This window comes from Vibrio sp. SCSIO 43136 (assembly GCF_023716565.1).
Lineage (GTDB): Bacteria > Pseudomonadota > Gammaproteobacteria > Enterobacterales > Vibrionaceae > Vibrio.
This window is the reverse complement of the sequence record NZ_CP071849.1, coordinates 160,824-176,804: the sequence shown is the minus strand read 5'-3', so window position 1 is coordinate 176,804 and position 15,981 is coordinate 160,824. Positions and strand designations below refer to the sequence as shown.

The 15,981-nt window shown below is 45.4% G+C and carries 10 protein-coding genes; 1 reads left to right on the top strand and 9 read right to left on the bottom strand.

The window, feature by feature from the left end:
• Positions 1 to 113: 113 nt before the first annotated feature.
• From J4N39_RS15645 to J4N39_RS15610, 8 genes are read right to left on the bottom strand one after another with little or no spacing between them, the layout of a single operon-like run.
• Positions 114 to 1,436, bottom strand: coding sequence for a lysine N(6)-hydroxylase/L-ornithine N(5)-oxygenase family protein (locus tag J4N39_RS15645; protein ID WP_252025607.1), 1,323 nt, complete (start codon positions 1,434 to 1,436; stop codon positions 114 to 116).
• A 26-nt stretch (positions 1,437 to 1,462) separates the two neighbouring features.
• Positions 1,463 to 4,129 (bottom strand): GNAT family N-acetyltransferase, encoded by a 2,667-nt coding sequence (locus J4N39_RS15640; RefSeq protein ID WP_252025605.1) that lies wholly within the window; start codon positions 4,127 to 4,129, stop codon positions 1,463 to 1,465.
• Complete coding sequence (locus J4N39_RS15635; protein ID WP_252025603.1) at positions 4,126 to 4,740, bottom strand: nitroreductase family protein; 615 nt, start codon at positions 4,738 to 4,740, stop codon at positions 4,126 to 4,128. The genes J4N39_RS15640 and J4N39_RS15635 overlap by 4 nt, the downstream gene beginning before the upstream one ends.
• Positions 4,727 to 6,658, bottom strand: coding sequence for an iron ABC transporter permease (locus J4N39_RS15630; protein WP_252025601.1), 1,932 nt, complete (start codon positions 6,656 to 6,658; stop codon positions 4,727 to 4,729). The genes J4N39_RS15635 and J4N39_RS15630 overlap by 14 nt, the downstream gene beginning before the upstream one ends.
• Positions 6,651 to 7,562 carry an ABC transporter substrate-binding protein gene (locus tag J4N39_RS15625; protein WP_252025599.1) on the bottom strand — a complete coding sequence of 304 codons (912 nt, stop codon included), beginning with the start codon at positions 7,560 to 7,562 and terminating at the stop codon, positions 6,651 to 6,653. Before J4N39_RS15625 ends, J4N39_RS15630 begins: the two co-directional genes overlap by 8 nt.
• Entirely contained in the window at positions 7,559 to 8,332 is a 774-nt protein-coding gene (locus J4N39_RS15620) for an ABC transporter ATP-binding protein (protein ID WP_252025597.1), read from the bottom strand. The genes J4N39_RS15625 and J4N39_RS15620 overlap by 4 nt, the downstream gene beginning before the upstream one ends.
• A gap of 5 nt (positions 8,333 to 8,337) precedes the next feature.
• Positions 8,338 to 10,539 (bottom strand): TonB-dependent receptor, encoded by a 2,202-nt coding sequence (locus J4N39_RS15615; RefSeq protein ID WP_252025595.1) that lies wholly within the window; start codon positions 10,537 to 10,539, stop codon positions 8,338 to 8,340.
• A gap of 9 nt (positions 10,540 to 10,548) precedes the next feature.
• Positions 10,549 to 11,352, bottom strand: coding sequence for a hypothetical protein (locus tag J4N39_RS15610; protein WP_252025593.1), 804 nt, complete (start codon positions 11,350 to 11,352; stop codon positions 10,549 to 10,551).
• A gap of 497 nt (positions 11,353 to 11,849) precedes the next feature.
• Here J4N39_RS15610 and J4N39_RS15605 point away from each other — a divergent pair, with 497 nt between their 5' ends.
• On the top strand, positions 11,850 to 13,619 hold the full coding sequence (locus J4N39_RS15605) for an IucA/IucC family protein (RefSeq protein ID WP_252025591.1): 1,770 nt from the start codon (positions 11,850 to 11,852) through the stop codon (positions 13,617 to 13,619).
• A 71-nt stretch (positions 13,620 to 13,690) separates the two neighbouring features.
• Here the strand turns inward: J4N39_RS15605 and J4N39_RS15600 are convergent, their stop codons facing one another.
• Positions 13,691 to 15,901 carry a TonB-dependent siderophore receptor gene (locus J4N39_RS15600; RefSeq protein WP_252025589.1) on the bottom strand — a complete coding sequence of 737 codons (2,211 nt, stop codon included), beginning with the start codon at positions 15,899 to 15,901 and terminating at the stop codon, positions 13,691 to 13,693.
• Positions 15,902 to 15,981 lie beyond the last annotated feature (80 nt).

Below are 15,981 nucleotides of genomic sequence, written 5' to 3'. Positions count from 1 at the left end.
TTTGCCCTTTGGATGAATTCAGGGCGCATTATGAGGGAAGATAAAAAAGATGCCAGTCAAAATTGCTTTGCTGGCATCTTGGCTAAAATTTACACTGTAAAGTGCCGCTTTGGTTAGGCCAATTGAGGTCTGTTAGCCTCTACTTTTGAGATGCCAGCTGATTTTAGGCTCCAATCAATCACACTAGCCGAGTCGGTCACAGTGTATTCAGACTGCTCCAAGGTACTGTTGATTATCTTAGCGGCGCGCCAAGCAGCTAAGCTCAACTGTGGTTCAACAATTCCGTGATTATGTGTGCCAGCATTAACGATAAAGAGCTTATTGGATGATGCCTGCTTCCAGATGGCTTGATAATCTTGAGTCAATATTGGACGCGATTTATCGTCTAACTCCAACTTTTCAACCACCGATTTCAAACACTCAGGCAAAACTCTCGAGAATCCTGTGCACATAATCACGACATCAGCTTCAATTAAAGAGATCTCTCCGCTTAGCCCGTGCTGGATAGAAAGTTCAAAATTCGCACCTGTACTCGCTTTCATATCAACCAGTTCTTGATGAGGCAACACGTTCCACCAGCGGGAGTTCTTGAGCACATACCTATCGTGATATAGGCGTTGGTAAATCCCCTTTAAACACTCTTCGGTGATCCCATCACTGGCGAGCTTCTGGCGATTGACTTCCATTTGTTGGCTTTGTTTGTCTAAATGGAAAAACTGATTTGCGTAATCTGGCATAAAAAACTGATCGGTGAAGCAGCTTTCATCCAACGACTCTAAATTGGCACGCCTCGATACCCAGTGAACATGACTCGGTTGGCCAAACTCCCCATCAAAGACATGTTGAAAAATATCAGCTCCTGTTTGCCCACCACCTATGATTGCGATGCGCTTACCTTTAAGGTCTGGCGCCCTCATCATCATTTCTTGGGCGTGAAAGCAGTGCTCACCTAAATGTGGCTTAGCGCAGTTAGGAGTGACCGCTTGGGTTCCCGTGCCAACGACTAGGTGCTTGGACACGTGCTGCTGACCGTTAACCGTCACTACGAACCGATCGTCATCAAAAGAGACCGATTCAACTTCGCTCGAAAACTGAGTATTGGGTAAACGATTGGACACCCACGACATATAGTCAGAAAACTCCAATCGAGAAATCATAAACTCCCCTCTTGCGGTAAACGGGTAAAATTTTTCATTTTTTACCAAATAGTTCAAAAATGAGTATTCACTGGTAGGGTCAACCGCTGTCACTAAATCTTTCAAAAATGAGGTCTGCATTTTTGCATCACTCAATAAAAGGCCGGGATGCCAAACAAAACGGTTTTTTCGCTCAAAAAATCGCGTCTTGAGGGACTGTTTTGGCGCAGCTAGTGCGGCAATGCTTAAATTGAAAGGACCGATCCCAACTCCTAACAAATCATAGTTTGATAACGTCATTTTTCACCTCCTTGTAAATTCATGGCTTAGATTGCGAATTGCTCAAAGAATCGCTTCCGTGGACACTGCAACATGGCGGCTCGCTTATGAGGGAAATCGAACTCAAATAGATTGTCGAACCCCACTCTTCTCGTCAGCTCTAATACTTTTGCATTGTCTGCTCTCGGTTCACCCATAACGTGATTGGTCTGCGAATTGACCAAAAAACAATACTGCACCACAGCCTTTGACCACACTTCAAAGTAACGCCAACCTCTAAATCTAGGATTTGCGGACAGCATATGAGCCCCTCGGTCAAATGCCTCAACCTCATAATATGGGCCAAGCCTGTCCTCTGCGGTCCAATACACCTCAAAGTAGCCAAATGGCACCCCATCAAACTCAGCGATAACTGGAAACTGATGAGCGTCAGATTCCATTTTGGTCAAATAATCTAGATGCTCCGTTTGTGTGCCTTCCAACTCCCAAATTGGCGAAATTGCAGGGTCGTTATGCCAGCGATGAAAGGCTGATAAATCTCGTTGTTTGTCTACAACCCTAAGGGTTAGGGTTCTTTTAAGAGGATAGAAATAGCGTTGATAAAACACATCATCAGGCTTTGCTGGCCTAGCAGGGTGTTCAATGCCATTGTCCGCCATCGCCAATGAATGCTGGTTGTTCTGTTGATCTTTGTGGTGCCAAATCGGCGCTTTTTCTAGAAATTCACTGCGAGGAATCAAAGCATTAAGTTGAACGGAATCAGGTACCGTTGAGCAAACCACATGGTCGGTTTTTTCTGTACCAAATACATGCTCAAGACCGCTCCACCACAACATTTCATCTTCGGTATTTGCATGATAGTGAAGCTCTCCGTTATTACTTTTCACCTCAAAACCTGCCATCACTTTACCAAGTTGATGGATCTCGAACTGCTTGAGGCCAGTTTGATTGGTAGCAACACAACACACAGTAACCTCTGATACGCCAATCACTGGTTTGACGCACGCCACCATTAAATCACTCTTGAGAGGATTAGGTATCGACTTGTATATCTGTTCTGGGTTTTCTAGTGTTGCTTCATTATCTTCATTCAAAAAACACAAGAAGTTTCGCTTCCAATGTAAACTTGAAGAGCTTAGCAAGTAATCATAAAACGATGAATCGAGAGGATTTTTCAGCCTTAATCGATGCAGGTTTTCAATACAAACATCAAACAACGCACGTTCGCTTGCAAGACCTGCTGCTGCGATTGATGCCACCGTGTTAATTAATGAGTTTCCAACCACATAGTAAGCCAGGTATGGGTTCACCTCTTGACCTGTCATGAAATACTCAGGAGGGCTAGACAATACCGAGTCAAATCGTTTAAGCGCTAACTCTGTCACCCCAACCCCTTGGCAATCTCGATAAAGCATGCCGACAGGTAAACCATCTGTTACTTTAAGTAGAATATTTTGCTGATGGGCAAGCAGTACAATCCCATAGTCACTTCTTGCCACACAAAGCGGTTCGATCACCGCTTTAAAGAAGTGGTCTATCCATGCTCTCGCCGATTCTTCTGCCGAGATATTTTTCTTTTGAGCGAGTGCGGCGATCCACTGGGCTACTTGAGAGCTAGACTGCTGCGGCAGCTCTTGATTGACCGTCGCTAACAGGTGCACACCATCTTCCCCGCTATTAAAGAATGGGTTAGAACGCAAAGCGACTAATGGTAAATCAAGCGTTTTACTCTCCTTATCCTTGATGGATACCCACATAGGCTCTTCGATAAATTGTGTGTGCTTACTACGTTGAACCAGTTCTTCGCCAGCGGGTGTGTCCAATAACTGGCTAAATAGTACGCCTCGCTGAGCCTCTTTCTCACTCAAAAGGCGTAATGAGTTGGTTAGTTTGACCGGCAGTGAAACTTTAAGCATCCATGGCAGTTTCGGATGATAAATGGCACGAGAAGATGACGTAGCCAACCACCCTGAACTCTTAATCTTCAAATCCAGCACCTGTGATGAGACGCTCTGGAAATCATGACTATTTCGCCAGGCAGCCGCTTGCAATGGGTGCATCGGGTAAGGTAGCCAACCGCTAGGCAACGCATTCGTTTCATCTTCACCCACGGATGCATGAAAGAGCTCATTCAAGACACGGCTAGTATTCAGCTTGTGAGAACCTACCACCAAAACTTCAGGGCTTACTGCAAACCATTCGATAGAAAAAGAGTTGGCAAACTCGGGCAAAAACTGCGCCTGCTCATCATAGCTCAATGGTGAACAGCTTTTAGGGCTTGGGTGCATACTATGTCCACCAATCAAAGCCTGTTCTGATTCGATAAAACACTGCGGCAAGTGCTCAGCATGACGCTGCAGATAACTATGCTCAGCTCGATTAATATAGTGGTCAGAATCACCCACTCGTTGCGTCAATCTATCCAATTTTTCAGGTGTCAATCCCGTTTGGCTCGCACACACCAAAGCAACCGCCGTAGGAAACTCGATGTCCGACAAAAGGCCTTCTTCAGTCAACAGATGGATATCCCCTCGATAGCGATGACGGGCATTTTCCGAATGATAAGTTAATGGCAGCAGTAAGGTCCCCTCGGTCACCATAAAACTGGCACAAACCAGCTCAACATCACCCACTTTATGAGATTGCGTTTCACCCACCATATCGACTGATAAACTATTGAAAAAGCACTGGATGCTTAAACGGTTACTGGTCATGATTCAACCTCCACAGTCTTGCCTGAACGCCACTCTGCCACCTGCTTCTCTCCAACCCATTGCTTTACCAGAGAATCGACACTTCTCCGTTTTTTAATGCGAGCTTCGACAGGGGTACCAAAAATCAAAAAGCCAACTGGGTGATGATTCTGCTCAAGACCCAGTGCTTGACGAGCATTCGGTAGCTCAACGGCATCCGTGCTATACCAAACACCACCGAACCCCAATTGATCTGCTGCTAGCAATAGCATCTGACAGGCAGCCGCCGCAGAGAGAATTTGATCCTGTTGGCTGATCTCGCGGTGCGGCTTTACTTCTGCCGAAACCAATACCATCACTGGCGCCGCAGACAAATAGCTAGCAAGGCGATTGGCGTGTGCTTCGGTGACATGATCATCATGTTCGAGCCACGCTTGCTTTAATAACTCGACCAAAGAAGCAACTTGCGCATTTTCTATCACCAAGAAATTCCAAGGCGTTAAGTGGCCATGATCCGGAGTGCTCATAGCCGCTTGTAGGATTGCTCTAAGCTGCTCGTCACTTGGCGCCGGATGTTGCATTTCGTGCACGTGGTAAGAAGAGCGTTGATAAAGATTGTTAAGTGTTTGCATAAGTCCTTTTACGATACCCAACTAAAATAAGAAGTAAGAAGTAACCGCTGCCGATAATGGACACCATCAGACCAGCGGCAATTTCGTTCGGCGCCGTTACGGTGCGGCCAAGTCCATCGGCCCAAACCATTAACGTGGCACCAATGAAAGCGGCGGTAGGTAGTAAATGTGCGTGCCGAGTAACACCGAGTAAGCGAGCACAATGCGGGGCAAGTAAGCCAATAAAACTTATCGCCCCGACGTATGATACGGAAATAGCGGTGAGAAATGCCGAACCGAGCAAAAGCGCAACACGGTGCTTGTTCACATCAACACCGAGCGTTTTCGGCACGATTTCCCCAAGAGAGAAGAGATCTAAGCTGCGTAGAAAGGGCAGCAGGCTAACCAAGGTTACCGTCACGACAACTAAAAATGGGATGATCTGCTCAAGGCTAGCACCATAGGTCGTTCCCGATAGCCACATCAACGTCACCGATGCGGTACTACTGCCAAACGTCAACAATATGTGGGTTGCCGTGCCTGCAAACGCAGATATCACAATACCAAACAGCGCTAATTGAGCGACATTGAGCTGCTGCTTGATTCCCCAAGAAAGCAACAACATCACTAAAGCTGCGCCCACCAAAGAGGCACCACTCAACACCCACTGTGGCGCTGCTGGATAGATCACCAATACGCAGGCGATAAGCAAGACGGCAAATGCACTCACCCCAGAAATATCTGGGCTAGCCATTGGATTACGAAATAGCGACTGCAACACCACTCCAGCCACCGCTAGAGCCACACCAGCAATGGCGGCCATTACAATGCGATAATTCACCCATACTGCCGTTGATGCAGTAGATAGATCGGCCCAAAAATGTAGCGAGAAAACCAGCATCATTGCTAGTAAAAACATGGTTTTATATGGTTTAAGCTCAACGATCGCTCGTAAATGTAGCAAGCCACTATCAGAAGCTGCAGAGACACGACCTGCCCGTCGAAACAGCAAGTAGATAAAGAAAGGCGCACCAATTAGTGTGGTAAACGCCCCTGTCGGTAATCGATAACCAATAAACAGTAAGGAGCGAGAACACCACTCTGCGGCCAAGACAATCAGCGCACCTATCAATACGGACAACAACCACAGGGCTACGATGTTGCGCTGCTTGTTGGTGAGTGCATAAACCGAACGAGCAAGATGTGGAGCCATCAGTCCAACGAAGGCCACCAACCCAACCATGGCTGTCGCAAGTGACGCCTGCAAAACCGCCACCAGTAGAATCAACCAACGCCATAGAGCCACCGATACACCTAAAGCTCTAGCATTGGTTTCACCAAGTTGAAACAGTGATAGTTTGGGTAACACAACCATAGAGGCGAGCAATGTCGCTAAAATAAGTGGCGCATAATTTTTGATCGGATTGATACTGGTTTGCAGCACCTGACCACTGCCCCACAAAAATAAACCGTCTGTCTGATTTTCGAAGTAAAGCAGCAAAATTGATGAGACTGCGCCCGCCCCTAGGCCCAATGCCATACCCACCAAAATGATCGACACCTGCCCACCACCAAACAAACGGCTCACGAGTAATATGACAACGGATAGTAGTAAAGCCCCGATGAAAGCACCTAACCAAATAACGACAAACCCAACCTCCGGGAAGCCTATTTGGGCAACAACTGCACCAAGCAAGGCACCCGATGCAATTCCAAGTGTCGCTGGAGATGCAAAATCATTATTCAAAGAAATTTGAATGAGTAGGCCCGAACTGGAATGCAACATACCAACCACAAGGGCCATTAGTGCGGTTGGTATCCATACATGGGTCAACATTGAACGGGAAATTAAACCGTCGGGCAGTGTAGGAACCATCACCAAATATAGTGCGACTGAAGCCGCTAGTAACGTCAGCAAACCTAGAATTACTTTAGTCATATTGGTCGCCCTCGTATGCCTGGACAGCTTTGGAAAACGCATGTGCCATTCGGCTTATCGACACTGGGCCACCAAAACTCCATAAAGGTTCGACTTGGCTTAATTGCTTCTCTCTGACAAAAGCCAGATCACTCCAAACAGGCGATCCCGTGATGTAGTCACTTTTAGTTTGATCGCCAGCGAGAAGGAGTAACGTATTGGAAAGTTTCGGTAACTGCTCAATGGTTAAATGGGTGAAGTCTTTACCAGGAAGCGAAGGAACGGACTGATACTTCAAACCAAGCTTGTGAGCGATACTTCCAGCAAGGCTATGCTGCGAAAATACGCGTAACCCATAACCCATACCAACAAATTTGGCGTACGTGATATACCCCTGATAGTTTATTTGTACAGATAAGCTATTTAACTGGTGGTTCAAATCATCAAGCACTTGCTGTGCTTTCTTTTGGGTATGGGTTGCTTTCGCTATTGCGTCAAAAACTGTTAAGGACTGTTCAAAGTAATTAAAATCAACATCATCAGGGGTGGGAAACTGCTGATAAAGCAAGGTAGGTGCAATAGCGTTTAGCTGAGGCAATATTCTGCGATGACGAAAATCGTAACCAATGATCAAATCTGGTTTGAGTGCGGCAATAACACTTAGACTTGGTTCTTGGCGGCGACCTATATCTGTCACATTAGAGCCAATTTTCGGGTGATTAGTTTGCCACTTTTTGTACCCAGAGATCTGCGGCGCCCCCACAGGTTCAACCCCAAGGGTTAACAGCATTTCGGTTGCGGACCAATTGAGTGCGATGACCCTAAGCGCTGGTTTTTCATTATTGACGCACGTAGATAGGCAAACTTGGCTCGCTTTAACCCAAGGTAAGAAGAGTATCGTCAAAACTGCTAACCATCGGCTCATTTCTCAGCCTCCGGCCATAAAATGTCATGTGCGCCAATAGAAACTTTGGTCAATGGCGTCTGATAGACACTCGATAGTCGACTTGGCTCTAAAACCGAGTCCACCTTTCCCTGAGCAACCACACGACCCTGTTCCAGCAAAATAGCGTTATCACTGTAGATCTGAGCTTGGTTTAAGTCATGAAGTACCCAAACCACCGTTTTTCCATACTCTTTATTCAAACGCCTAACAATAGAGAGTAGATTCACCTGATGAGAAATATCAAGCCAAGATGTCGGTTCATCTAGCATTAGAATTGGGGTGTCTTGAGCAAGTACCATGGCGAGCCAACAGCGCTGTAATTCACCACCAGAGAGCTCAGCTAAAGGCTTATTAGCAAAGTGGCTTATTTCGGTTTGATCCATCGCCCAGCAGATAAGTTCTCGATCTTTATCGCTCGTACCCTGATACCAACTGCGATGGGGATGACGACCAAACTCAACTAACTCTTTCACTCGCAAGCTAGCGGGCACCGGATTTCTTTGTGGCATGAGGGAGATGGATTTAGCAACTTGATTACGTGATAGTGAAGTTAACGGACGACTTCCTAGAATCACTTCCCCTTGGCTGGGTGAGCGCAAGCCACTCACCACAGACAACAAGCTACTCTTTCCTGAACCATTTGGACCTATGAGCGCAGTTACCTCGCCCTGAGGGAAACTTCCCGACACAGAGCGAAGTATTTGCGTGCCTGCAATCTCAAGATCTATGTTTGAGAATGTAAGTGCCATATTGATTAGAACTCAGCGCTATAGCTCAGAGATACAGTGCGGCCGAGGCCTTGGAAGTCGAGCATCGCTTCATAGGTTGTTCCGTAAATCGCCTGCGCTCTTTGGCTCCAAACCGTCTGATAACTGGTATTAAATAGATTCTCAACACCGAGGTTCACCTGCCCTACTGGCAGTGCATAGAATGCAGATAGGCCGGCTGTGGTATAACCTTCAAGCTTGTCGTTTTCTGCATCCTTATAATCTGCTAATGCCTGCACAAACAGCTCAACGCCGTAATCTAAGTTGTCGTAACCTACTCGTACAACCGCACTTGACGGGCTGGCATACTGAACATCACGCTTCTGCCAAGAGCCATCATTTTTCTCTTCGTTGTTAAGAAGGTGCGCCTGAAGGCCGGCATAGACGTCTTGCGTAAAGAAGTAGTCAAACTGACCCTCGATACCATAGACACGGCTCTCTTCATTATCGACTTCAACACTAAGATCAGTGCTATTTATCTTAAGCGTCTTATCTGAGACAGAGTAGTATGCAGCAACTTGTGCGCTATAGGTGCTATTCGCTTGACGCCAGCCAAGCTCCAAGGAATCCGTCTTCACGCCTTCTAGCGGCGTATTACTTACGCTCACACTATCAACAATAACACCTGAGCCTGTCGCATAGCTGTAGGTGCCTCGACCGTAAAACTTAGCAGGGTCAGGCAGGCTAAAACCTTGACTGAAGTTAGCCCATACCTGTGAACTTTGGTTGATGCTATAAACGCTTCCAAGGTTGAATAACCAAGCATCCGAGCTCGACTTGCCGCCTTCGATCGCTTCAGCAGATGGTATCAGTCCAGCAGCCACTAAATCTTGCGAGGTAACATCGACAAAGTCACTCACATCATATGAAGTGTTTTGGTATCGCAGTCCTCCGTTAACCAACCAAGAGTCGTTTAAGCGCCAGTTAGCCTGAGTAAAGAGTGCGCCATTAGTGGTGGTAATATCAGGATAGCGTTGCAACTCACGCGTCGACTTAAAGGTCATTCCGCCAGAAGCCAGCGCCGTCGCCACGTCATACATTTTTTGCTTTGCGCTGAACTTTTCACTGGCAATCTCTGCACCGTAATTTAACGTCACATCACCCAACTCTTTCTGCAGCATAATCTTGCCGCCAACAATATCTGTGTCTTGGACCGACGCACCATACATGTAATATGCCGATGAGTTTACGGTGGCAATGGTAGGGAATGGGAAGAAGCTCAATGACTCTGAGCGGTAGTAAAGTTGTGCCAAAAGCGCATGACCAAGCACGTCATCATGATTGTATTGGGCATTGATAAAGCGACGCTGAGTGCCAGGTTGATCGTCCAAACTTAGCCCTTTGCGTACCTCGACGTATTCACTAAACCCAAACAATGCCGCAAGGTTAGGGCCAAGATAAGTCCCGTATTCCGTATCTTGCTGGCTGTCGTAAAATTGTGCGGTGAGTGACAAACGTTGATTTTCGTCGATGTTCATTTCAAGATTACCCATCACGTCGATGGCTTGATTGAACTGCAAGTCTGTTTGAGTGATATCAGGCAAAATCATATTGCCATCTGAATCATACGAAGCTCCGCGGCCTTCATAAGCAATAGATAGTCGTCCTGCAATTTTGTCTGACCCACCTGAAACGGCCACGGCCGCTTGTTTGGTCAAATCTTCACTGCCATTGAAACCCGAGGCAGCACCTATGCGTGTTTCAAATTGCGCATCCCCAGACTGACCTTTTTTGGTGATGATATTGATAATACCGCCAGAAGCACCTGCACCAAATAGTGCAGTAGCACCAGAAAGCACTTCAATGCGAGCAATATTAAATGGGTCAATACTGTCAAATTGGCGGCTTATTTCTCGAGTGGAGTTGAGAGAAACTCCATCAATCATTACTAGTGCAGTTCGGCCACGCAAGTTTTGTGAGTAATTGGTTCGACTGCCACTACTAAAATCAAAACCGGGGATCAGACGGCCTAATGCCGCTTTTAGATCCGCTCCAGCATTAACTTGCTTTTGCAGATCATCTTGATCGATAACCCACATCGTCGTAGCAGAGTCAGCAATGGTGGTTTGAATTTTCGAACCCGTTACGATGACGGTTTCCATATCCGTGGATTGAGAAGCTTGAGCAATTGAAGTGGCAAGAAGAGCAGGCGTAAATACCGCTACACCACTGCGAAGAAGCATATTCATGATATTCCTTTATCTTACTGTTTTATTTATATTTACCGTGGCGTTTTGAGTTTTCAGAACACCAAAAAAAGCACAACAAGCCATTACCATAGGGATGAACCAATGATTTGGGCTTATCACCAATGTGATTGAAGTTAGCGTTAAGCCAATAAAGTGACCTAGGCTATGGGATTGTGCGAGCAAAGCGCTTACCTGTGAGCGATGGCCCAAACCTGCGGATAGCTTAAAAGCGCTGTGGCTATAAAATGGTGATGCAAAAGATAGCCCTATCGCTAGAAACACCCCTACAACAATGAACACACTCATACTGGGAGTCATCACCGATAGCCCCACCACAACACCGAATAAGCCCAAACCAACAAATTTTGAATACCATTGGATCGGTAGGCGCTGCACAATAAAAAATTGACCGACAAAAACCATCGATGTAATAAAAAACAAATATCCAGCCAAATACTGGCTCGCAGTTTGTGCCGATACCCCTAACGCCAAAAATTCTGGGGTCAATGCTATTTGAAAGCTCGCCACGAGTGCGGTGATCGAAATCGCACAGCTTAGTGGCCATTTTGATCCTCTTAAGATGGAGGCCACGTTGGATTGCTCTGTCACTGGTCGTTTGCTTTCACCATTCATTGCGCAAGGTCTTCCTTTCAAAGAAGGCAGCACTAGCCAAGGTGTTATAAACAGCATGACTAACCAAGATATAGGGACCAAAGCCAATAGTGGGCCGACCAATCGACCAAGATTGAGCGCACCACTTAGCTTAGCGAGCTGACTAACCTGCTCACTTTCATCGCAAGTTTTCCTCATCACATCGGATTGCGCACAGATTAAGAACGCACTACCAGAAAATCCGACAAGACCTCTAAAAAATACGATGAACAGAATTACCTCTTTACCAAAAAATAATTCTTCTACTGCTATATAAAATCCGATCACTACCAAGCATTGAGCCAGCAGGTAAATAGTAATTGAAAACCTTGCGACTATTTTCTCGCCATGAACACTCACTTTTTTGGCCCAAAATCGATTAGATAAAAAATGAGTGATTATGTTGATATTTAAAACAATAACTAGAAAGCCAAAATACTTTTCACCCAATATCCAACTTAATCCCTCAGCTAAGATTGGGAGATATGCCAATAACAACGTCTGGCTGATACCAACTGAAACCAATGCACTAAAAAGCCACATATCGAAACGGTAATGATAATTATTTGCATTATAATGTGGATCTATTGCATAGTTGTCAACCAGTTGTTTTCAATATTTAACAAATAGTTATCATGGATAATAGAAAAGGAAATTTGATGAAAGACAGCTTTGATATAGAAGATAAATCTCTATGGCGACTCGCAAACCAAAAGATAATATGTAAAACCATTAGTGAGCTTAACTTTGAAGAGCTTATTGAGATTCAAACACCTTCCCTTAGTTCCAACTCTTCCAAAAAGGCTACCCTTGATATAAACAATCGCCAATGGGGCTTTAATTACCGAATGAGTATTTGGGGCATGGTAATGCCAACCATCGGAACAGTAAGTGTTGATGGAAATAAAAACCCTACGATCAGTGAATTTATTGTTGATCTCAAGAACCTAGTCGATATATCTGAGATTAACGTCGCAGGATTTATGGAAGAAATAAATCAAACGCTCTACTCGGAAATGAAGCACCTCGAAAAATTAAGTACTATCTCAGCCAAAAGCCTTATTGAACTCGATGAGACTAGTCGACAACAATTTCTCGATGCACACCCAAAGTTGGTAGCCAATAAAGGTCGATTGGGCTGGGGAACAAATGAACTCGATCAGTTTTCTCCGGAAGCAGCCGCACCTATTGCGCTCACTTATCTGGCGATAAAGAAGCACTGCTGCCTATCAGGATACGAACAAGGGCTTGATCAAAAGACCTTAATTCAGTCACTAGTTTCAAAGCAAACATTTGAGAGTTTCGAGCGCAAGTTGCCGAACGACTGGGAAGCGCAGTTTCACATTTTTGCGGTGCACCCTTGGCAGCTAGACCGATTCATTAGAATTCAATACACTGAGTGGTTTATCGAGGGCAACATCATTGAATTGGGGTGCGACCAAGCCAATTGGGTAGCCCAACAATCCATTCGAACATTGAGCAACAAATCCACAAGTGTGTTTTACGATACCAAAACAGCCATTACCATCCTCAACACATCTTGCTATCGAGGGATCCCGGGCAAATACATCGAGCAGGGAGCCAAAATATCTAACTGGCTTGAAGGGACAGTCTCCTCAGATTCAACACTCAAGACACTTGGATTACACGTACAAAAAGAAGTGGCGGGCGTATTTTGTCCTCACCCATACCAGTCTCAGGTTGGGGGATCTTACCGCTACAATGAGATGCTAGGCTGTATATGGAGACAAAGCGCTCAGTCCATTTTAAAGCCTGGTCAACGCCCCCTGTCGATGTCGACACTGATGCAAGGTGACGCCGAAGGTAATTCTTGTATTGGTGCCCTAATTGAGGCTAGCAGCGTTACACCAAGAGAGTGGCTACAACGCATGTTTCATCACGTAGTCACCCCCCTGTATCACTTGATGTGTCAATACGGAGTCGCTTTGGTTGCACACGGACAAAACATCACCTTGATACTGCAAGACAACCTCCCTGTCGGCTGCATCATTAAAGACTTTCATGGAGATCTGCGCTTAGTCGATCAAGACTACTCAGAGCTAGAAACGCTCGATACAGCAATTAAGTCAAATTTAGGCAGGTTGCCAAGTGAATACCTAGTCCATGACTTGCTCACTGGTCACTTTGTCACTGTGTTAAGGTTCATCTCACCTTGGATGGAACAAGAAGGCATTAGTGAGCAAGAGTTTTATGGCATGTTAGGGAAAGAGATCCTTGATTACCAAGAACAACACCCACAGCTCAAGGAAAGGTTTAAGCAGTTTGACCTACTCAAACCTGAGATAGAAAAAATCTGCTTAAACAGAGTCCGATTCCGACTCGGCCTAAACGATACCAATGAACGCCCAGTTCCAGAACTAGGTACTCCAATTAAAAACCCGCTTGTTATTGGTCTCAGTTTCCTTTGATCTGCAATTATATTATCGAAGCACGATAATTCATTTGTATGCCCCCCTCACTTGCAGAGGAGGGCAAACAACTACCAGTCGTATGTAACACTTGCGATTACGTTACGACGATCTCCGTAGTAACACCAAAAGTTGCTCGTACAGGTTGCGATATACTCTTTATCAAACAGGTTCTTAGCAGCAACTTGAAGCTTATAATCATCAATTCGATAGCTCACCGTTGCATCATATAAAGCGTACGCTGGGACCTTATGCTGCTCGTCATTTCCAGCATAGGTCGCACCGGTGTAGCGAACACCACCACCGACACTTAATCCATCCATGCTACCACCGAAGAACTGATATTTAGCCCACGCAGATGCGAGTGTATCAGCGACTTGCTGTGGAGTATTTCCAATAATGCTCGAATTTACATCATCTACAATTTCAGAATCTACCCACGAAACGTTACCAATTAAGGTCAGAGATTGAGTTACGTTAGCAAGTGCTTCAAGCTCTGCGCCACGGTTTCGAATCTTGCCAACTTGCTTAATTTCCGTGCCTTGTACTTGTACTACATCTTTTTTGGTCGCTTGATAGATCGACGCATTAATGTAGCCATCGAAACCTGAAGGTTGATATTTCAATCCAGCCTCATACGCTTCACCACGTTCAGGTTTAGTCGCCTGTGTATTCACTGTTCGGATTTGAGGCTCAAAAGATTGCGCATAACTCACATATGGAGTGAGACCATTTGACATCACATACGCAACCCCAGCATTGGATGTCCATTCTTTATAGTCGGCTTGATAAACATCATTGGTAGCTAGATTACGTTGCTTATTCGATGTGTTATCGAAACGCACCCCAGCTTGTACAACCCAATCATTTATACGAACTTGGTCTTGAAGGTAAAAGCCAAGCTGACTGTTTTTAGTCGTGGTGGTTTGCAAGTCCGCATCACTTAATGGCTGGAAAGTCGATGGATTAAGCAGGACAAGGTTATCTGAGTAACTCGGGTCAAAAATGTTGAACCTTGGATCAGGAATGCCTAACCCTGTCATGGTATTGCCATCCGCAACAAGCGGATCTACCGCATAATCTTGGCTTTCGATATCAACTTGCTGATAATCAACGCCCGCCAATAAAGTATGGCTTGTTGCACCAGCATTAAATGCATAGACGAGACGATTGTCCACATTGAATGCTTCTGAACGCCCTTGCTCTGTTGTCACATTCCTAATTATGGTTTCTCTAGAATTGGTTGGATCTAGCATCCCTCCAACCCCAGGGACATCTGCTGCGTACATAGTGAAATACATTTGACGTAGGTCGATATCCATCTTGCTATATCTTAGTGACTGACCAAACGACAATGCAGAGTTAAAGTGATGCTCAAACTCATATCCAAGTGATAGTTGCTCTCGTTCGAACTTCTCCCAATCAGGGTTTCCTAAAGCAATATCATCAGAAATTTTTCCATTGGGGTTGCTAGTCAGAGTGCCTTCGAGAGGCAAAAATTGTAAATATGGGTCCGAGTTATCTTTCTGATAACTGGTCAAAAATGTCACCTGAGTTTGCTCACTAATGCGCCACGCAAGCGAGGGGGCGACTAAATATCTTTTCGCATCAACATCTTCGACCTTAGTTCCATTTTCTCGTCCCATCGCAACGAGTCTAAACGCTAAGTTTTCATTGATCTCATGATTAACGTCTAAGCTCAGCTGCATACGGTTGTATGAACCATATTCTGCTGATACTTGGCCAAAATCCCCGTTAAACTGAGGACGCTTGCTCACCAAGTTAATCAGCCCTCCCGGAGGGTTTTGTCCATACAGTACCGATGCAGGGCCTCGTAAAATCTCAACACGTTCAAGACCAAATGGGTCAATCTGCCAGCTGTAAAACCCGGCAGAATAGAGACGAGTACCGTCTTGGTATAGGCCTGAGTTCGCTTGCGCAAAACCACGTACAACAAACCAGTCTTGTTTATTGTCATCGCCATAATGGTTAGCTTGTATACCCGGTGTGTACTGAAGAGCGTCCGAGATACTGATTGAGGCTCTGTCATCCATTTGTTCACGAGTCACCACAGAGACAGCTCTTGGTGTCTCATGAATGGCAAGGTCTGTCTTACCAGCTGTACGACTCTTTTCTCCGATATAGCTAAAATCTGGTCCAACCGCACTTTCATGCTGCTCACCCACGACCACCATGGTTTCATCAACGGCGTACGCACTTGGTGCCAACAGACCGATAGCCACTGCGAATGATAAAGGCTTCAGCAAGTATTGCTGTTTCATCGTTGTTCTCCTTAACAATTAAATGGTTATTATTTTGATTATCATTATCAATAAAGACATCTAATACGCCGTTTGATCAT